Source organism: Bacillus sp. ABA4_010, assembly GCF_056159105.1.
Window position 1 is genome coordinate 1605724 of record NZ_JBSWUN010000003.1, and the last position, 16545, is coordinate 1622268.

At 43.3% G+C, this 16545-nt stretch carries 17 protein-coding genes, 1 pseudogene and 1 other annotated feature; all 18 genes and pseudogenes read left to right on the top strand.

The features are described from left to right. The first annotated feature begins 1 nt into the window (after window position 1). Window positions 2-1314, top strand: a pseudogene (locus ACXAEO_RS09115) (serine hydrolase domain-containing protein). A 118-nt stretch (window positions 1315-1432) separates the two neighbouring features. Continuing rightward, window positions 1433-2275 carry an SPFH domain-containing protein gene (locus ACXAEO_RS09120; RefSeq protein WP_474880147.1) on the top strand — a complete coding sequence of 281 codons (843 nt, stop codon included), beginning with the start codon at window positions 1433-1435 and terminating at the stop codon, window positions 2273-2275. Window positions 2276-2277: 2 nt separating this feature from the next. Beyond that, on the top strand, window positions 2278-2442 hold the full coding sequence (locus ACXAEO_RS09125; protein WP_474880148.1) for a type II toxin-antitoxin system antitoxin: 165 nt from the start codon (window positions 2278-2280) through the stop codon (window positions 2440-2442). A gap of 295 nt (window positions 2443-2737) precedes the next feature. Then, on the top strand, window positions 2738-3862 hold the full coding sequence (locus ACXAEO_RS09130) for an NADH-dependent flavin oxidoreductase (RefSeq protein ID WP_474880149.1): 1125 nt from the start codon (window positions 2738-2740) through the stop codon (window positions 3860-3862). Window positions 3863-4063: 201 nt separating this feature from the next. Further along, window positions 4064-4516 (top strand): hypothetical protein, encoded by a 453-nt coding sequence (locus tag ACXAEO_RS09135; RefSeq protein WP_474880150.1) that lies wholly within the window; start codon window positions 4064-4066, stop codon window positions 4514-4516. A 23-nt stretch (window positions 4517-4539) separates the two neighbouring features. Further along, window positions 4540-4845 (top strand): hypothetical protein, encoded by a 306-nt coding sequence (locus ACXAEO_RS09140; protein WP_474880151.1) that lies wholly within the window; start codon window positions 4540-4542, stop codon window positions 4843-4845. Continuing rightward, entirely contained in the window at window positions 4846-6129 is a 1284-nt protein-coding gene (locus ACXAEO_RS09145) for a glutathionylspermidine synthase family protein (protein ID WP_474880152.1), read from the top strand. Continuing rightward, window positions 6129-6542 (top strand): DUF350 domain-containing protein, encoded by a 414-nt coding sequence (locus ACXAEO_RS09150; RefSeq protein ID WP_474880153.1) that lies wholly within the window; start codon window positions 6129-6131, stop codon window positions 6540-6542. The genes ACXAEO_RS09145 and ACXAEO_RS09150 overlap by 1 nt, the downstream gene beginning before the upstream one ends. A gap of 330 nt (window positions 6543-6872) precedes the next feature. Beyond that, window positions 6873-8228 carry a branched-chain amino acid transport system II carrier protein gene (brnQ, locus tag ACXAEO_RS09155; RefSeq protein ID WP_474880154.1) on the top strand — a complete coding sequence of 452 codons (1356 nt, stop codon included), beginning with the start codon at window positions 6873-6875 and terminating at the stop codon, window positions 8226-8228. A 190-nt stretch (window positions 8229-8418) separates the two neighbouring features. After that, a complete protein-coding gene (locus tag ACXAEO_RS09160; protein WP_474880155.1) occupies window positions 8419-8841 on the top strand; it encodes a DUF6843 domain-containing protein in 423 nt (140 codons plus the stop codon). Window positions 8842-8962: 121 nt separating this feature from the next. After that, window positions 8963-10300: a sodium-dependent transporter gene (locus tag ACXAEO_RS09165; RefSeq protein ID WP_474880156.1), complete on the top strand. Its 1338-nt coding sequence runs from the start codon at window positions 8963-8965 to the stop codon at window positions 10298-10300. A gap of 238 nt (window positions 10301-10538) precedes the next feature. After that, a complete protein-coding gene (locus ACXAEO_RS09170; protein WP_474880157.1) occupies window positions 10539-11189 on the top strand; it encodes a C40 family peptidase in 651 nt (216 codons plus the stop codon). A 265-nt stretch (window positions 11190-11454) separates the two neighbouring features. Beyond that, window positions 11455-11760, top strand: coding sequence for an MTH1187 family thiamine-binding protein (locus ACXAEO_RS09175; RefSeq protein WP_474880158.1), 306 nt, complete (start codon window positions 11455-11457; stop codon window positions 11758-11760). Window positions 11761-11952: 192 nt separating this feature from the next. After that, window positions 11953-12175 (top strand) — a binding site (T-box leader). A 155-nt stretch (window positions 12176-12330) separates the two neighbouring features. Next, on the top strand, window positions 12331-13407 hold the full coding sequence (locus ACXAEO_RS09180) for a bifunctional 3-deoxy-7-phosphoheptulonate synthase/chorismate mutase (RefSeq protein WP_474880159.1): 1077 nt from the start codon (window positions 12331-12333) through the stop codon (window positions 13405-13407). A gap of 243 nt (window positions 13408-13650) precedes the next feature. Continuing rightward, entirely contained in the window at window positions 13651-14373 is a 723-nt protein-coding gene (locus tag ACXAEO_RS09185) for an alpha/beta hydrolase (protein ID WP_474880160.1), read from the top strand. Between the two features lie 84 nt (window positions 14374-14457). Beyond that, window positions 14458-14883, top strand: coding sequence for a PH domain-containing protein (locus ACXAEO_RS09190; protein WP_474880161.1), 426 nt, complete (start codon window positions 14458-14460; stop codon window positions 14881-14883). A 155-nt stretch (window positions 14884-15038) separates the two neighbouring features. Then, window positions 15039-15359: a PadR family transcriptional regulator gene (locus ACXAEO_RS09195; protein WP_474880162.1), complete on the top strand. Its 321-nt coding sequence runs from the start codon at window positions 15039-15041 to the stop codon at window positions 15357-15359. Continuing rightward, window positions 15352-16539 carry a chromate transporter gene (locus ACXAEO_RS09200; RefSeq protein WP_474880163.1) on the top strand — a complete coding sequence of 396 codons (1188 nt, stop codon included), beginning with the start codon at window positions 15352-15354 and terminating at the stop codon, window positions 16537-16539. Before ACXAEO_RS09195 ends, ACXAEO_RS09200 begins: the two co-directional genes overlap by 8 nt. Window positions 16540-16545 lie beyond the last annotated feature (6 nt).

A 16545-nucleotide genomic window follows, 5' to 3' on the forward strand; every position in this document is an offset into this window, starting at 1 on the left:
GATGGCGGTGGTACTTTTGTCGCCGGACGGTCTTTTTTATTCGAAGAGCTGGGGAGTTACAGGCGGAGAGAAAAAGGTTGTATCGACCGAGACTCCTTTTTTGCTTGGCTCTTTAAGCAAATCGTTTACCGGGCTTGCCGTCGTGAAATTGATAGAAGCGAACAAGCTTGAGTTGGACGGTCGCGTAAACGAGTATCTCCCTTGGTTTACACTGAAGGACGAGAAAGCTGCAGCCGACATGACTATTAAACAGCTGCTGTCCCATCGAAGCGGATTTAGCACAGCTTCAGGCTTACTGGTAGCAGATCAAGGCTCGAAAGATCGAGATGCCATTCGAAAAAGTGTAGAAAAGCTCTCGAATGTAGAATTGACAGCCGCTCCTGGAACGAAGTATCAATACAGTGATGCCAATTACTTAATGTTAGGGGCGCTTATCGAAGAAGTGTCCGGCCAGCCCTTTTCCCGCTTTATGGAAGAAAACATCTTCAGCCCATTGGGAATGAAGCACGCCGCCGCTAATTATGAAACGGTTGAGAAAAAAGGGTATCAACCTGGCTATCAGTCATGGTTTGGGATTCCGCGGGCAAGTAGCGTACCATATGATAATGGCGGTGCCCCGTACGGTTATATAGCGGCAAGTGCAAAGGATATGGCTGAATTTTTGAAGCTGCTTGGCGGTCAAAAGGGAAATGTCTTGCTTCAAGAAGAGAGCGCCGCGCTTTTTTGTCACCTCTCGCATCAACAGATGGAGAGAAGCAATATGGCTTTGGCTGGCGCATTTCGCAAACGGACTTTTTGGAACCGATGATTTGGCATTCAGGCTCAACTCCTGATTCCCGTTCGGAAATGTTTTACTTACCTGAAAGTGGCTTTGGAGGCGTTATTTTAACGAATAAAAATCACATTATGGAAGAAGCGGCGCTGTCTTATTTGACAAAAGGCATCATTAGCATGTTAAACGGGGAAGTGCCAGCTGAAGTTTCTCGGTCCGTGCCATATATCCAGCTTATTACTTTAATCGTTCTCTTTATTTTGGCTCTTCTTTTACTTTATTTATTAAAAAAAGCGAAGGCAGGACTAGGAGTGCAGCGCCAAAAAAGCTGGCGAGTGGCAGGCGTACTTTTTCTCCTATTAGCTGTAGCGTGGATTCCCCTTCTGTTATGTTCCGTCCAAACTCCATGGCATACGATTCAACTTTTTGCTCCTGATGTCGCTTTTCTTGTGATGCTGCTTGTTGGTTTTTCGGCAATCAATGGTGGGGTATGTTTTTACTTGTCATATGACAGGACAAATAAACGAACGTTAACCTCTTGATGAAAAGGACGCAGTTTTGCGTTCTTTTTTTGTGCCCACTTCACCTAAAAATTTTCCATTTATATACAAAAGTGATATCATAATGATATAAAACTAATATGAAAACGAGGTGCGTATTATGAAAGAACGAAAGGCATGGTATGTGAACGGGTTTGTTGGGATTATTGCTGTCCTTCTTTCAGTGGGGGCAGGGGTCTTTTTTTTCACCGAGCAGCAGTTTAGTCTCGGTATTCCTTTTCTTTTGGCAGCTGTCATTCTTGGAAGTGGTATTACCATCGTCCAACCGAATCAAGCAAAGGCCGTTATCTTTTTTGGCCGGTATTTAGGGACCATTCGCGATAGCGGCATGTTTTTAACAACGCCGTTTGCGCTTCGTAAAACGGTTTCTCTGCGCGTCCGCAATTTTAACAGTAAAAAGCTGAAGGTGAACGATGTAGAAGGAAATCCAATTGAAATCGCCGCTGTCATTGTGTTTAAAGTTGTCGATTCAGCGAAAGCGATTTTTGATGTTGACCATTATGAAGAATTTGTGGAAATTCAAAGCGAGACCGCTGTTCGCCATGTCGCCACGAAATACCCGTACGATACGTTTGAGGACGTTGAGCTAACATTGAGGGGAAATGCGGATGAAGTGGCGAATGAATTGACACGCGAGTTGCAAGACCGTCTTCAAGTCGCCGGTGTGGAAGTGATAGAGGCGCGCCTGACCCATTTGGCGTACTCGACTGAAATTGCGAGTGCGATGTTGCAGCGTCAACAGGCAACGGCAATTTTGTCTGCACGGAAAAAAATCGTTGAAGGTGCGGTAACCATGGCACAAATGGCCGTCGAGCAGCTAGAGCGTGACGGTACACTTGAACTCGATGATGAGCGCAAGGTGAACATGGTTAACAACATTATGGTGTCCATCATTTCTGACCGCGGGACACAGCCGGTCATTAATACAGGAAGTCTGTATTAACAATGGCCAAGAAAAAAAGCTTCCCTTTGCGGATCGATCCGGAACTTTACAAAATCATTGAGCGGTGGGCACAAGATGAGTTTCGAAGCGTCAATGGTCATATCGAGTTTTTGCTGAAGGAAGCGGCGAAACGTGAGGGAAGAGTAGGGAAAAAGAAGGAAGACTAGCAGCAGGCAAGCATCGGCTTGTCTGTTTTTTTATCGCCTTAACGAGCAGTAAGCCTAACGAACGATGAGAGGTTTTTGTCGTACAAGCTAGGAGATAGAAAATGGTTCAAAATGAGATTAGCAAGAAGAAACAACGGGAATTGTTCGAATGGAAGACGGAAAAACTAGATTGTCCGAAGTGATAGAGGTGTCTGGTTGTGTCCGAAAAATATTTTTAAGGCAAATAATTTGAAAGTAGGATGATTCTTTTTTACACTAATGTGGCAGTTGAAAACGACAATTTGGAGGAATGACGATGAACGAGCAATTTCAACCGATGTTTCAATCGTTTGCGTTCAAGCGCGGCGTTGAACTTTCGAACCGTGTGATGATGGCGCCAATGACAAACTTTGCTTCACATGAAAATGGCGAAGTGTCCGATGAGGAACTCGCGTACTACCGTGAGCGATCTGGCGGTGTAGGGGCAGTTATTACAGCTTGTGCTTACGTAACGAGAGATGGGAAAGGATTTCATGGGGAGTTCGGGGCGGACTCTGATGCGATGATCCCAAGTTTGGCACGTTTAGCGAAAACGATTCAAGGAGAAGGAGCGAAAGCGATTTTGCAAATTTTCCACGGCGGCCGAATGTGCCCACCGGAAGAATTGTCGGACGGTCAACCGGTCAGTGCCAGTGCCGTTGCGCCTGAGCGAAACGGAGCGGTCACACCGAGAGAATTGACAGGAGAAGAAGTTGAGCATATTATCGCCGCTTTTGGTGACGCCACGCGCCGTGCCATTGAGGCAGGGTTTGACGGAGTAGAAATTCATGGTGCCAACACATACTTAATTCAACAATTTTTCTCTCCGCACTCCAACCGTCGTACAGACAAATGGGGCGGAACGCTTGAAAAACGAATGGCATTTCCGCTTGCAATCATTGATGTTGTAAAGAAAACGGTCGAGCAGCATGCGAAAGAGCCGTTTTTAATCGGTTATCGTTTTTCTCCGGAAGAGACGGAGAACCCAGGGATTACAATGGAGGATACGCTTGCGCTTGTTGACAGACTCGCTGAGCAGGAACTTGATTACCTTCACGTATCGGTTCAAGATTTCTGGAAAGGTTCGATTCGTGATGAAGGTGATTCAGCTTCCCGTGTAACGATCATTCAAGAGCGTGTCGGCCATCTTGTGCCAATCATCGGCGTTGGTTCACTTCACACACCGAATGATGTCGTTAAAGCGATGGAAACAGGTGTGCCGCTAGTGGCACTCGGACGTGAACTAATTATGGAACCAAATTGGGTAGAAAAAGTGAAAAATGGCGAAGAAGAGACAATTCGCACAACGCTTTCAAAAGATGACAAAGACACGCTCGTCGTTCCGGACTATTTATGGAACGCGATTATGAATACACCGGGCTGGTTTCCGGTAGAAAACTAAAATAACTTCACAAAATGGACCGTTACGAAAATTCTGGAATATGAAGGGTTTTCGTAAACGGTCTTTTTGTCGTCGTGCTGATTAGGAGGAATATGGTAAACTAGAAGATGGAATAATGCCCCGCATTTGACAAAAATATGAAACATTTTCGCCCTATGCATCGTACATATTGTTAGAAACATACAGAAAAGGGAGAGAGCTATGAGATTTCGATCTGCTGTATTGGAGTATCGCCTCCAAAAAGGAGCGGAACAATTCGTTCCCATTTATCATTATCCAGATATTGAGCTTGAGCAAATTTTAGCGCGGCGGGAATGCGAGTTTTTTGTGAAAGACGGCGTTACATATAAGCAGCTTTCATCCGCGATTGAAGATCAACTGTTTATCATTTATGTGGAAGTATTTGAAGACGGCATCCAAGAACAAGAAGAGCGGACGAACGGGATTAAGCTGGAAATACGCGAGCTCAATGCTTCAAAAAGTCATCCACTCATTGCGTCAAAGCTTATGCATAACCACCTTGATGTGCTCAGTATGATTGGCAGTGTTTATACATATGAGCACGGAAAAGAATGGGAGCGGGACTCAGCGGAAATTGATGAAGACCGAAAAGTATATGTGCTTTATGTGACACCGACCGGTTATATGATTTGAATAGAGGGAGAGGGGATTTCACCGTGAACAAAACTAAGAAAATGATGACAGGTGTGCTGACGGCCGCTCTCGCTGCATCACTGACGGCTTGCGGGCAAAACCGCCCGCCTGAACCGACCGGGTATGAGTGTGATGACTGGGATTGGGATCGTGACACAGGAACGTATTACTGTGATGATAGCCGTTCGTCCTACCATGGCGGTTACTATTATGGGGGAAGCATTTACTCCAATAAACAATCGTTAAAAAGCAGTTCTCTGTATCAATCCTATTCGAGCCAATATAAATCAGGTATTGGCAGTGGAACAAAAGGCGGGTTCGGTGGCTAAATGAACACGCATCGAGAACAAAGACAGCAATTTTATCAAAAGATAGATCAATTTTGGCATGACTTGTATGGAATGGAGTATGCGCTGTGGGATGTGAAGCAGGAACATCGAAGTGAAGTGGCCCGTATCCGGAAGGCAGCAAATCGCATCGGGCACCTTTTTACGAAAACGGCACCGCTGCTGCGGCAACTTGATGACGAGACGTTGCTTCAATTAGGCTTTCCGTCGGAGTCCTTGCGCTTTATTCGCCTTTATACGCTCCCGTTTGAAAGCGTCATTGCCCGTTTGGATTTAGTTGTCACAGCGGATGAGGTGAAGCTTCTTGAATTAAATGCGGATACTCCAACGTTCATTAAGGAAACCTTTTTCGTCAACGGAAAGGTATGTGAGGCGTTCGGTTTGGAGGATCCGAATGAAGGGTGTGAACAGGCGCTGGCAAAAGCCGTTCGCCAAGCGGTTTACCGTGCATTTCAGTCACTTGGAAAACGAAAGGTACCGAACATCGTTTTTGCTTCACATGGCGATCATGATGAAGATCGGCTGACGACGATGTATTTGCAGAAGCTGTACGGAGAACACAGCCAATATATGAGTCTCGATCAGCTGCGTATTGTGAACGAACCGGTTGTGGAAAACGGGCAGATGATAGCAGCGCGTGGGCTTTATGACCAAAATGGTGACAAAATTGACGTGTTATACCGACAGACATATCCGATTGAGCATCTTATTCATGATGAAGACCCGAACACGAAGGAAAAGGTCGGGCAATGGCTCATGGAGTTTGTGGAAGAAAAAGAGCTGGCCGTTTTAAACCCACCGTCTGCGTTTTTGCTGCAATCAAAAGCAGTCATGGCGCTTATTTGGGGGTTACATGAAGAGCAGCATCCGTTTTACACGGAAGAAGAACATGCTTGGATACAGACGTATTTTTTGCCAACGTATTTAGATGAAGATGTTTTTTTACAGCGAGGCATGGATTACGTGAAAAAACCATCGTTCGGACGCGAAGGGGATACCGTGGAAATTTACGAAGCGACGGGCGAAAAAATCGATGAAGATGCTCATAAAACGTACGAGGAAGCACTTCCTGTGTACCAGCAGTTTATCGAGTTGCCGGAAACGATGATCCGAACGGAAGCGGGCGAAAAGCGTGTCCGCTACATGTACGGATGCTTTTATGTGAACGGCGAAGCGAGCGCCATCGGCATTCGAGCCGGAAGACAAATTACCGATAATGAATCGTATTTTTTGCCGGTAGGCACGTATAAAGAGGAGGAACAGTGATGCAGTTTATTTCTTCAGCAAGTTTTTTTAATTTTTTAGCGCATGTCGGGACAGGTGTTGTTCTTATTTTGCTTGGACTTACTGTGTTTATGATGACAACGAAGTTTTCGGAGCGTGAACTGATTAAAGAGGGCAATATCGCTGTCGCCCTGAAGCTATGGGGAAAAATGATTGGTCTTGGCATCGTGTTGTATACGGTGTGGGGAAGTAGTGTGAATTTACTTGATGCGTTCATTTGGGGCTTAATCGGAATCGTGACACAAGTAGTGGCGTACTGGATTATTGAATTTGTGCTCACACCGAAAACCAGTTTGGCGAAACAAGTGGAACAAGGCAATACGGCCATCGGCTTCAGCTTGTTTGCTGCCGGTATCGTTGTCGGCCTTGTCGTCGCGGGAAGCTTAACGTACTAAGAGAGAATAAAAAGACATCGGAGTTCATTACTTCGGTGTCTTTTTGTTATTTTAATATTCTTGTATTTCAGAAAAATACTTTTCGAATTTATGAAAATGCCTTCATTTAGCTAAACCCTTAGTGTAACTAGTATTCTCTTTTTTAGGAGTTTTGTAGGCAATTTCTGTCACTTTTAAATTTTCAAAATATTTTATGATAATATATTGAAATTTCGTCACAATAGGAGTAATATAGTGCGAGTGAAAGGATTCAAGTGACATATTGCATATAGAGCGATTGTTTTATTGAACGAAATTAGATCTCACTTCTTAGGAGGAACAAATTGGGTTATGAAGACTAAATTATCATTTTCGTCTTATCTTGTTATAGGAGTTATGTTGTTTGCTCTATTTTTCGGAGCAGGAAATCTTATTTTCCCAGCGCAGCTCGGTCAAAATGCAGGAACAAACTTCTGGCCTGCCATCATTGGCTTTTTAATTACAGGAGTAGGCTTGCCGTTTCTTGGTATTTTAGCGATGGGCTTTTCGGGGAGTTCAAACTTACAGCAACTTGCGAGTCGCGTTCATCCAGTTTATGCGATTGTTTTTACATCCTTGCTTTATTTAACCATTGGACCATTTTTTGCAACACCTCGTACAGGGACTGTTGCGTATGATATTGGGATTGCGCCATTAATCGGAGGCGGAGCTTCTCAGGTTGGTTTGTTTATTTTCACACTAGTATTTTTCGGTGTGACAATGTGGTTCTCTCTCAATCCTGCGAAAATTGTCGACCGTGTCGGAAAGTTTTTATCGCCAGGGATCATTCTTCTTCTTGCAATCTTATTAATTATGGTCATTGTGAAACCGATGGGAGCCATTCAAGCACCTCAAGAAGCGTACACAAGCGGGGCGTTTGCGAAAGGCTTCCTTGAAGGGTATAACACAATGGATGCTCTTGCATCACTTGTATTCGGAATTATCGTCATTAATGCTGTTCGTGCGATGGGCGTGACGTCGAAAGCAGAAGTCTTGTCTGCAACGATTAAATCAGGACTTGTCGCGATTTCGCTGCTTGCGATTATTTATGTTGGGATTGCGTATTTAGGCGCAACAAGCACAGAAGCATTTGGGATTTTTGAGACAGGCGGCGCTGTATTGAGCAATGCATCGTCACACTATTTCGGCAGCCTTGGAACGGTCATTTTATCCGTTATTATCATCCTTGCTTGTTTAACGACAAGCATTGGCTTAATTACAGCTTGCGGGGAGTATTTCCACACGCTATTACCGAAAGTAAGCTATAAAGTGTTTGTTATTTTCTTTTCGGTCTTTTCATTTGTGATTGCTAACTTCGGATTATCGAACATTATTATGTACTCCATTCCAGTGTTAATGTTCCTTTATCCGCTTGCGATTGCGTTAATGATTTTAACGTTTTTATCACCGTTGTTTAATCATTCACGTGTTGTGTATATGTCGGCAATTGTTGTGACATTGATGATTAGTACAATTGACGGACTCAAAACGTTTTGTGATTTATTTGGCATTGCGTATTTCACTTGGATGCAGTCGATTGTATCGTTTTATGAAAAAACATTGCCATTATACAGCCAAGGACTTGGGTGGCTTGTACCCGTGTTAGTTGTAATTCTTATTACAGGCATTATCGTTCGTATTCAAAGATTCGCGGTGACGGAAGCATAATAAAAAACTTCCACCAATGGCGGTCTTACTGCCCGGTAATAGGGGATAAATAGACGAGGCTGGACGAAAAAGGGAAAAACTACTCCTTTTTCGTTCAGCCTTCTTAAAGTAAAGGCGCTTCTTATCGTATAGATTTCATCTTTAGGCTGAACAATAAACGTATTAGCTTAGATGAAGGGGAGATCATACATTGAAGAAGCTGTTTTATTTATGGGCGGTTTGCTTTATGTTTTGGATGACAGGATGCAGCGGGGATGATGCTGTAGCGCCAAATCTTTATTTAATTCCAGAAGGTTATACAGGATGGGTGAGAGTGGAATTTGATAAAGACGCTGGAGCTGAAACAGCAACAGAAGACGGTTATACGGTCATTAAGGTGAATGAAAACGGGGAAAGTAGAGTGAAATCGACGGTGACCCACGAAGGGTGGGCAACGAACAAATATTATTATGTGACAGAAGTCGGAGAGCGGAAAGAGCTAACGCCGGGAGAAATGATTCACGGAGCGACAGAAGGTCGTGAAAGTAAAACCAATCCCGGGGAAGAAAATTTTTTCGTCGGAACAAAGGATGAATTTGCGCAAGCGACAGACTACAAGCGGACAGCCAAATAGTTAAACGTAATAATATTATGTAAACCGAAAAGTGAAAAAAATCTAACTTTCCCTCTTTTCTAATAAAACAATCTAGTATAAGATGGAACAATATTTAAAATATAGAGATGGGGAAATGCATATGAATCAATCAGAACAATGGACCTCGAAACTGGGCTTTATTTTAGCTTCAGCCGGTTCTGCCATTGGAATCGGCGCCATCTGGAAACTCCCGTATGTGGCGGGAACGAGCGGAGGAGGGGCTTTCTTCCTACTGTTCATTTTGTTTACCGTATTACTTGGATTACCACTTTTAATCGGTGAATTTGTCATTGGACGAAGTACCCAAAAAGAAGCGATTCGCGCATATCAAGCGATCGCGCCGAAATCGATTTTATCGTTTACCGGCCATTTAGGTGTTGTTGCGTCCTTTATTCTTTTATCGTTCTATAGTGTAGTTGGGGGCTGGATTTTACAATACTTGTTTTTCAGCCTGACAGGTAAATTAGCTGGTACGTCCGATTATGAGACGTTATTTGGACAAACGATCTCTAATCCAGGAGTAGCGGTAGGTGCTCAATTTTTATTCATCATCATTACGATTGTCGTTGTAGCCCGCGGTATTCAAAACGGGATTGAAGCAGCGAATAAATATTTAATGCCAGCATTGTTTGTTATTTTTATTGCGATTATCGTTCGTTCATTAACGCTTGATAATGCGATGGAAGGTGTGGCTTTCTTCTTAAAGCCTGACTTCTCGGCGATTACATCGGAAACGGTGTTATTTGCGCTCGGACAGTCCTTCTTCTCATTGAGTGTTGGGGTGTCTGTAATGGTCACGTACAGCTCCTATTTAGATAAAAATCAAAACTTGCCAAAATCAGCGGTGTCAATTGCTGCTTTGAATATTATCATTTCATTGCTTGCCGGTTTGGCGATTTTTCCAGCTGTGTTCGCACTTGGTGTGGAGCCAACAGCAGGACCTGGACTTTTATTCATCGTCTTACCGTCGATTTTTAGCCAAATTCCGTTTGGCGGCTTGTTTTTAACGCTATTTTTAGCACTTTTCTTATTCGCAACATTAACATCGGCATTCTCTATGCTTGAAATCATCGTTGCATCGCTGGCAAAAGGCGAGCAGCAAAAACGAAAGAAATTGTCATGGATGTCTGGATTGCTTATTTTTGTAGTCGGAATTCCATCTGCTCTTTCTTTTGGAATCTTAGGCGAAGTGACGATGTTTGGAAAAAACATTTTTGACTTAGCCGATTTTCTTGTAAGTAATATTTTATTGCCAGTTGGTGCGCTATTAATTGCGCTGTTCATTCCGTTGAAAATGGACAAGAAGCTGCTTATGAATGAATTAGAGCAGGGAGCAGGTAGTGTTCAATCATGGTTCTCACTATGGCTTTTAACCTTGAAGTTTGTGGCACCAATCGCGATCATCATCGTATTCCTTGATGTTCTCGGCATTATTTAAGAAATGAAAAAAAGATTAAAAAGGGTATGTGAAAAGGGTGATTTTCCTCTTTTCCCATACCCTTTTTTCATTTATTAACAAAAACCCGCGACCTTTGCCTATTTTCCGTTGTGGGTACATAGAAATATGTCGAATTTTGTAACATTTCTGTAATATAACCGTTCTTTCACTGTAACATTTCATTGATAGAATGAAAGCGTTCTTGTTTAGCAGATTCTAGTTTTGGAGGAAATTTTTCATGAAAAAGTTGATATATTCCTTGGCATTATGTTCATCGCTGACGCTATTGCCGACGATCGGCCATGCGAAAATGGGTGACATGACATTAAAGCCAGGTATGAACCATGCTGATGTAAAACAGCTTCAGGAAGCATTAAAGCAAAAAGGATTTTTTAAGGGAAATACGACTACATATTACGGGAATATCACGAAAGATGCGGTATACCGTTTTGAAAAAGCGAACAAGCTGCCTGCTGACGGCATTGCGGGAAAAACCGTTTTTCGGTTATTAGGCTCTGCTACTGTCAATAAAAGTGCTGAAGTAGTCAAAGAAGCAAAAAAATATGCGGGAACACCTTACAAATGGGGGGGAACGACACCGAAAGGCTTTGATTGCAGCGGGTATTTAAACCATGTATATGAAAAAGCAGCGGGTGTAGATTTAGCTCGAACGGTTGAAGGGATTTACAAGCAAGGAACAAAGGTGAGCAAACCGGAAGTTGGGGATATTGTCTTTTTCCAAACATATAAAAAAGGCCCTTCACATGCCGGCATTTACATTGGAGACGGTAAATTCATCCACAGTTCTTCGTCAAAAGGGGTAAGTGTTGCCTCAATGAGCAGCTCTTATTGGTCGGAGCGTTACATCGGTAGCAAAAGCTTTGTATAATGGCGTCTCATTGCAAAAATACGAGGCAACGAATCTATGTTAAATTAGCCTTCAGCCATTCAAGCATATTGGTGAAGGCTAACGAAAAAAGGGGTGTAGAAGTCTATTCCCCATTTTCGGCTAGATAAACGCAACATACAAAAAAGAATCGGTTCTAAGGCCAATGGAACCGATTCTTTTTTGTATGGTATGATAAATAAGTGTTTTGTGCGGTTTTTAGTAAAACGGCATGGGGGCATAAAGATGATCAGCGGAGGGAAAACAAATGGCTATTATCGATATTACCGTTATCCCGCTCGGTACAAGTACGCCGGGCATGAGCGAGTACGTAGCGGAAATACATACTGTGCTTCAAAAGCATGAAGGGCGCATTAAATATCAATTGACGCCTATGAGTACGCTCATTGAAGGGGATTTAAAAGATTTATTGGAAATTGTTCAAGAAATCCATGAAGTGCCGTTTCAACATGGCTTACAGCGCGTGTGCACAAATATTCGCATCGATGACCGTCGTGATAAAGTTCATTCGATGGAAGGAAAGCTAAAAGCGGTTCAATTGAAAATGCAATAACGAAAAAAGAGGGGATTCCACGTTTCACACCCCCTTAATAAAATAAACTTGTGCATAGCCGAAAAGAATTTACTGAATAATAAAACGTTTACAAAAAATTTTTTCTAAAAATCTATTGACTTGCCATTTGTTTCCGCACTATAATACAAAACAAGAAAGACAATATAATTCGAAAAAAATGAAAATTTAAATAGCTAAGCGATGATAGGACGTTAGTAGTGTAACTTTCCCTGTATTCAGAGAGCTGATGGTTGGTGCGAATCAGTACAAAAAGGAGCATGAAATTCACCCCTTGAGCATCTTTTTCGAAGCGTAGGAACGCGGGGAAAAAGACGGTCAACAGCCGTTATGTTGAAAGAGCGATGAACATATGTTCATAATTTAGGGTGGTACCGCGAGAAATCTCGTCCCTACTGGTTAACAGTAGGGGCGTTTTGTTTTTTTCGGGATCAATCTAATGGACAAATAATGGTTCATAATTAGGGTGGTACCGCGAAGAAATTCGTCCCTACTGGCAACAACCAGTAGGGACTTTTTTATTATCATTGACAATTTAGGAGGATGAATCACATGGAAAACCAAACATTACAAACATTACGTAAACAAATTGACGAGGTAAACTTACAAATTTTAGCGCTATTGAATGAGCGCGGAAAGATTGCTCAGCAAATCGGGCAATTAAAAGAAACGCAAGGCACGAAACGCTTTGACCCTGTTCGTGAGCGCGAATCCTTAGATATGATTGCTCAGCATCATGACGGTCCATTCGAAACATCAACGATTCAGCATATTTTCAAAGAAATCTTCAAAGCAAGCTTAGAGCTGCAAGAAGATGACCACCGTAAAGCATTGCTTGTATCTCGTAAGAAAAAAGCGGAAGACACCATTGTCGACATTAAGGGTGAAAAAGTCGGCGATGGCACCCTTCATTTCGTAATGGGGCCTTGTGCAGTAGAAAGCTACGAGCAAGTGAAGCAAGTTGGTTTAGCCTTGAAAGAACAAGGCATTAAATTAATGCGCGGCGGTGCGTTCAAGCCTCGTACATCTCCGTACGATTTCCAAGGACTAGGTGAGGAAGGGTTGCAAATTTTACGCCAAGTAGCAGATGAGTTGGATTTAGCCATCATCAGTGAAATCGTCACACCGCAAGATATTGAAACAGCCCTGCAATATGTAGATGTCATTCAAATTGGAGCACGCAACATGCAAAACTTCGAGCTGTTGAAAGCAGCCGGTTCAGTTAATAAGCCGATTTTATTAAAACGCGGGTTAGCGGCAACGATTGAAGAATTCATTAATGCAGCTGAGTACATTATGTCACGTGGAAACAACAACATCATCCTTTGTGAGCGCGGTATCCGCACATACGAGCGTGCAACGCGCAACACATTAGACATTTCAGCTGTACCGATTTTAAAGAAAGAAACGCATTTACCAGTTATGGTCGATGTGACACACTCAACAGGCCGAAAAGACTTATTGCTTCCATGCGCGAAAGCGGCGATTGCGATTGGTGCAGACGGTGTAATGGCAGAAGTTCATCCAGATCCAGCTGTCGCATTGTCCGACTCTGCTCAGCAAATGAACATTCCAGAATTCAACGAATTCATGGGTGCATTAAAAGGCATGCCAGCTCAATTACGCTAATGAATAGGCAGCGGTGCTGCTGAAACGAGATTTCAGACAGCTCCTTAAAATGGACCGTTACGAAAACCGAGGAATACGACTCGTTTTCAGAAACGGTCCATTTTGTCTGAAATAAAAAACAGCGATTCGTTAAAGGGGTTGGAATTTCCAAGATAGCTCCTTCAGTTCTAAACGGTTGATTTTTTTAGTAGGAAGGTAAATACTAAAAAAATGAGCTTGTCAGGAAGCGCTAGGAGGCTTGACGTGAGAAAATTTATGAAATACGGACTTGTGGGTGTGATGGCACTTGTAATCATCGGCTGTGCCGCGTTTTGGATTTGGTCACAGCAAACATATGAGCCGTCTGAAGAGTTGAATCGTTTAGTACATGACGTTTCTTATGAAGAAGATTGGCTTGTTTTTCAGCCGACAGAAAGCAAGGCAGTAGGGATCATTTTGTATCCGGGCGCGAAGGTTAATCCGGAAGCTTACAGCTATCTTGGTGAACAGCTTGCAAGTCAAGGATATTTCGTCGGGATTCCGAAGATGAGATTTAATTTGCCGATGTTTGAGGCGGATAAAGCGTGGGAAATGATTAACGAATATCCTTCGATTGAAACGTGGTATGTCGGTGGCCATTCATTAGGAGGCGTTGTAGCGGCTTCTTTTGTATATGAAAACCGTTCAACGGTTGATGGACTCATTTTGTTAGCGTCCTATCCGAGCAATCGTACAAATTTTGCCCAAACCGATATTCCGATTTTATCTATTTTTGCCGAGAACGACGGTTTGTCCACAGTGGCGAAAATAGAAGAAGCGGAATCTTTATTATCGAAGAAAACGGTTCTCTATGAAGTCAAAGGCGGCAATCATGCGCAATTTGGCATGTATGGCCCTCAAAAAGGGGATAACCAAGCAACCATCTCTGCCAAAGCCCAGCAAAATCTCATCATTCATATGATGAACGAATGGCTTACTGAACAGTAAAGAGGTAAGACAATGGAGTGAAACATTTCTTCTTTTCCTTCGTATATATTAATAGAAAGAATACGACGAAAGGAGAGGAGAAGAATGAAGTTTCCATCGAAAAAAGGACCTATATTAATGGGCATCATCACGGTTACTTTTGTGCTAATGATCGCATCAAGTGTGGAAAGAATCGTGGAGGAAGGTGACATCTTCAGCGGTTTTGTTTTACTGGCCGTGAATGTGTTTTTAATATGGATCGTCGCGACCACTTCATATAGTGTGGAAGAGGGGATACTAATAGTGAAGGCAGGATCGTTTAGGTGGCGAATTCCTGTGGCGGATATCGAGTCTATTAAGCCGACACGGAATCCTGTTTCAAGTCCGGCGCTGTCTATCAATCGGTTGCAAATTACGTATCGCAAGGAAGGGGTGGGCGGCTATGCGATTATCATATCACCGAAAGAAAAAGAACGGTTCATTGACACCTTGCTTGAACTTAATCCGGCCATTCGTCGGGAAGAAAAATGAGGCTGCCGCGCATACGTAGCCTTATTGATGGCTCAACTTTCCTTTCGTGGATAACGAAAGGAAAGTTAACAAACACTTTACAAAAAGGAGGGGAAATTTTTGCTATAATATCATTATCCGATATCAGAAATTGATATCAGGAGGAGGTATAGAGGGTGCTGCGGGAATTTTTTTTAGGGTCGATTAAAATTCATATTTTATACCACGCGAAAATCGAGCCGATTTACGGGGCGTATATGATGGAGGAACTCGCCTCTCACGGGTATAAAATTAGTCCGGGCACGATTTATCCGACGCTTCATCAGCTTGAAAAAGAAGGGCTGTTAGTGAAGACGGAGCAAGTGGTGGACGGCAAAGTAAGAAAGTATTATAGGGCGACGGAAAAAGGCTGTGAAGTGCTCGAAGGAGCGAAGCGGCAAATCCGTGAGCTGGCAAAAGAAGTATTGAAGGAAGAGGAGGAAACAGAACATGAATGAATCGACATCACTATGGAGAAGGTGGATTGAGATTTTATTTGTATCCACGAAGCTCGGGTTAACGTCATTCGGCGGACCTGTTGCCCATCTCGGTTACTTCCGTGATGAATATGTGAAGAAAAGGAACTGGCTGGATGACCGAAGCTATGCGGATTTAGTGGCGCTATGCCAATTTTTGCCTGGACCTGCAAGCAGTCAGGTCGGCATTTCCATCGGAATGGTACGCGGTGGCATTATGGGCGGAGTTTTATCATGGATTGGCTTTACGATGCCTTCTGTTATTGCACTTATTATTTTTGCTTACGTGTTACAAGGATTTGACGCGGCAGATGCCGGTTGGATTCATGGATTAAAAATCGTGGCGGTAGCGGTTGTTGCGCAAGCATTGCTTGGCATGGGGAAAAACTTGACGCCTGACCGCACGAGAATTACAATGGCGGTTATCGCCGCTTTCGTTACATTATTTTATCCGAGTGCTCTCGGCCAAATTTTAACGATTGTCGCCGCTGGTATCATTGGTTATGTTCTGTACAGACAGACGGAGATGAAACCAGTAGAAGATATGGCGATTACGATTCGCAAATCAACAGGTATTATAGCATGGGTGCTGTTTTTTGCTTTGCTTGCAGGTTTGCCGCTTTTACGCCAAGTAGCACCGTCTTTATGGATCGCGATGATTGATACGTTTTATCGCGTCGGCTCAATCGTATTTGGCGGCGGACATGTGGTCTTGCCGATGATGGAGCGTGAGGTTGTTCCGTCAGGTTGGGTGACCGAAGCAGAATTTCTTGCTGGTTACGGGGCAACACAAGCGGTGCCAGGCCCGCTCTTTACATTTGCCGGCTATTTAGGAACGATTATGTCAGGCTGGCAAGGGGCAATTGTCGCAACGATCGCCATGTTCTTTCCGTCATTTCTACTCGTTCTCGGAACGCTTCCATTTTGGAATGCATTAAGACGAAGACCTGCTTTCCAAGCGGCATTAATGGGCATTAATGCGGCAGTTGTCGGGATTTTATTAGCCGCTCTTTATGATCCGGTTTGGACAAGTGCGGTTAAGGGACCAGCTGATTTTGCGCTGGCACTTGGAGCGTTCACGTTGCTTGTGTATTGGAAAATTGCACCGTGGATTGTCGTTGTAGTAGCAGCAATTGGCGGTTCTGTTATTAGCTTATTATAAAAAGGG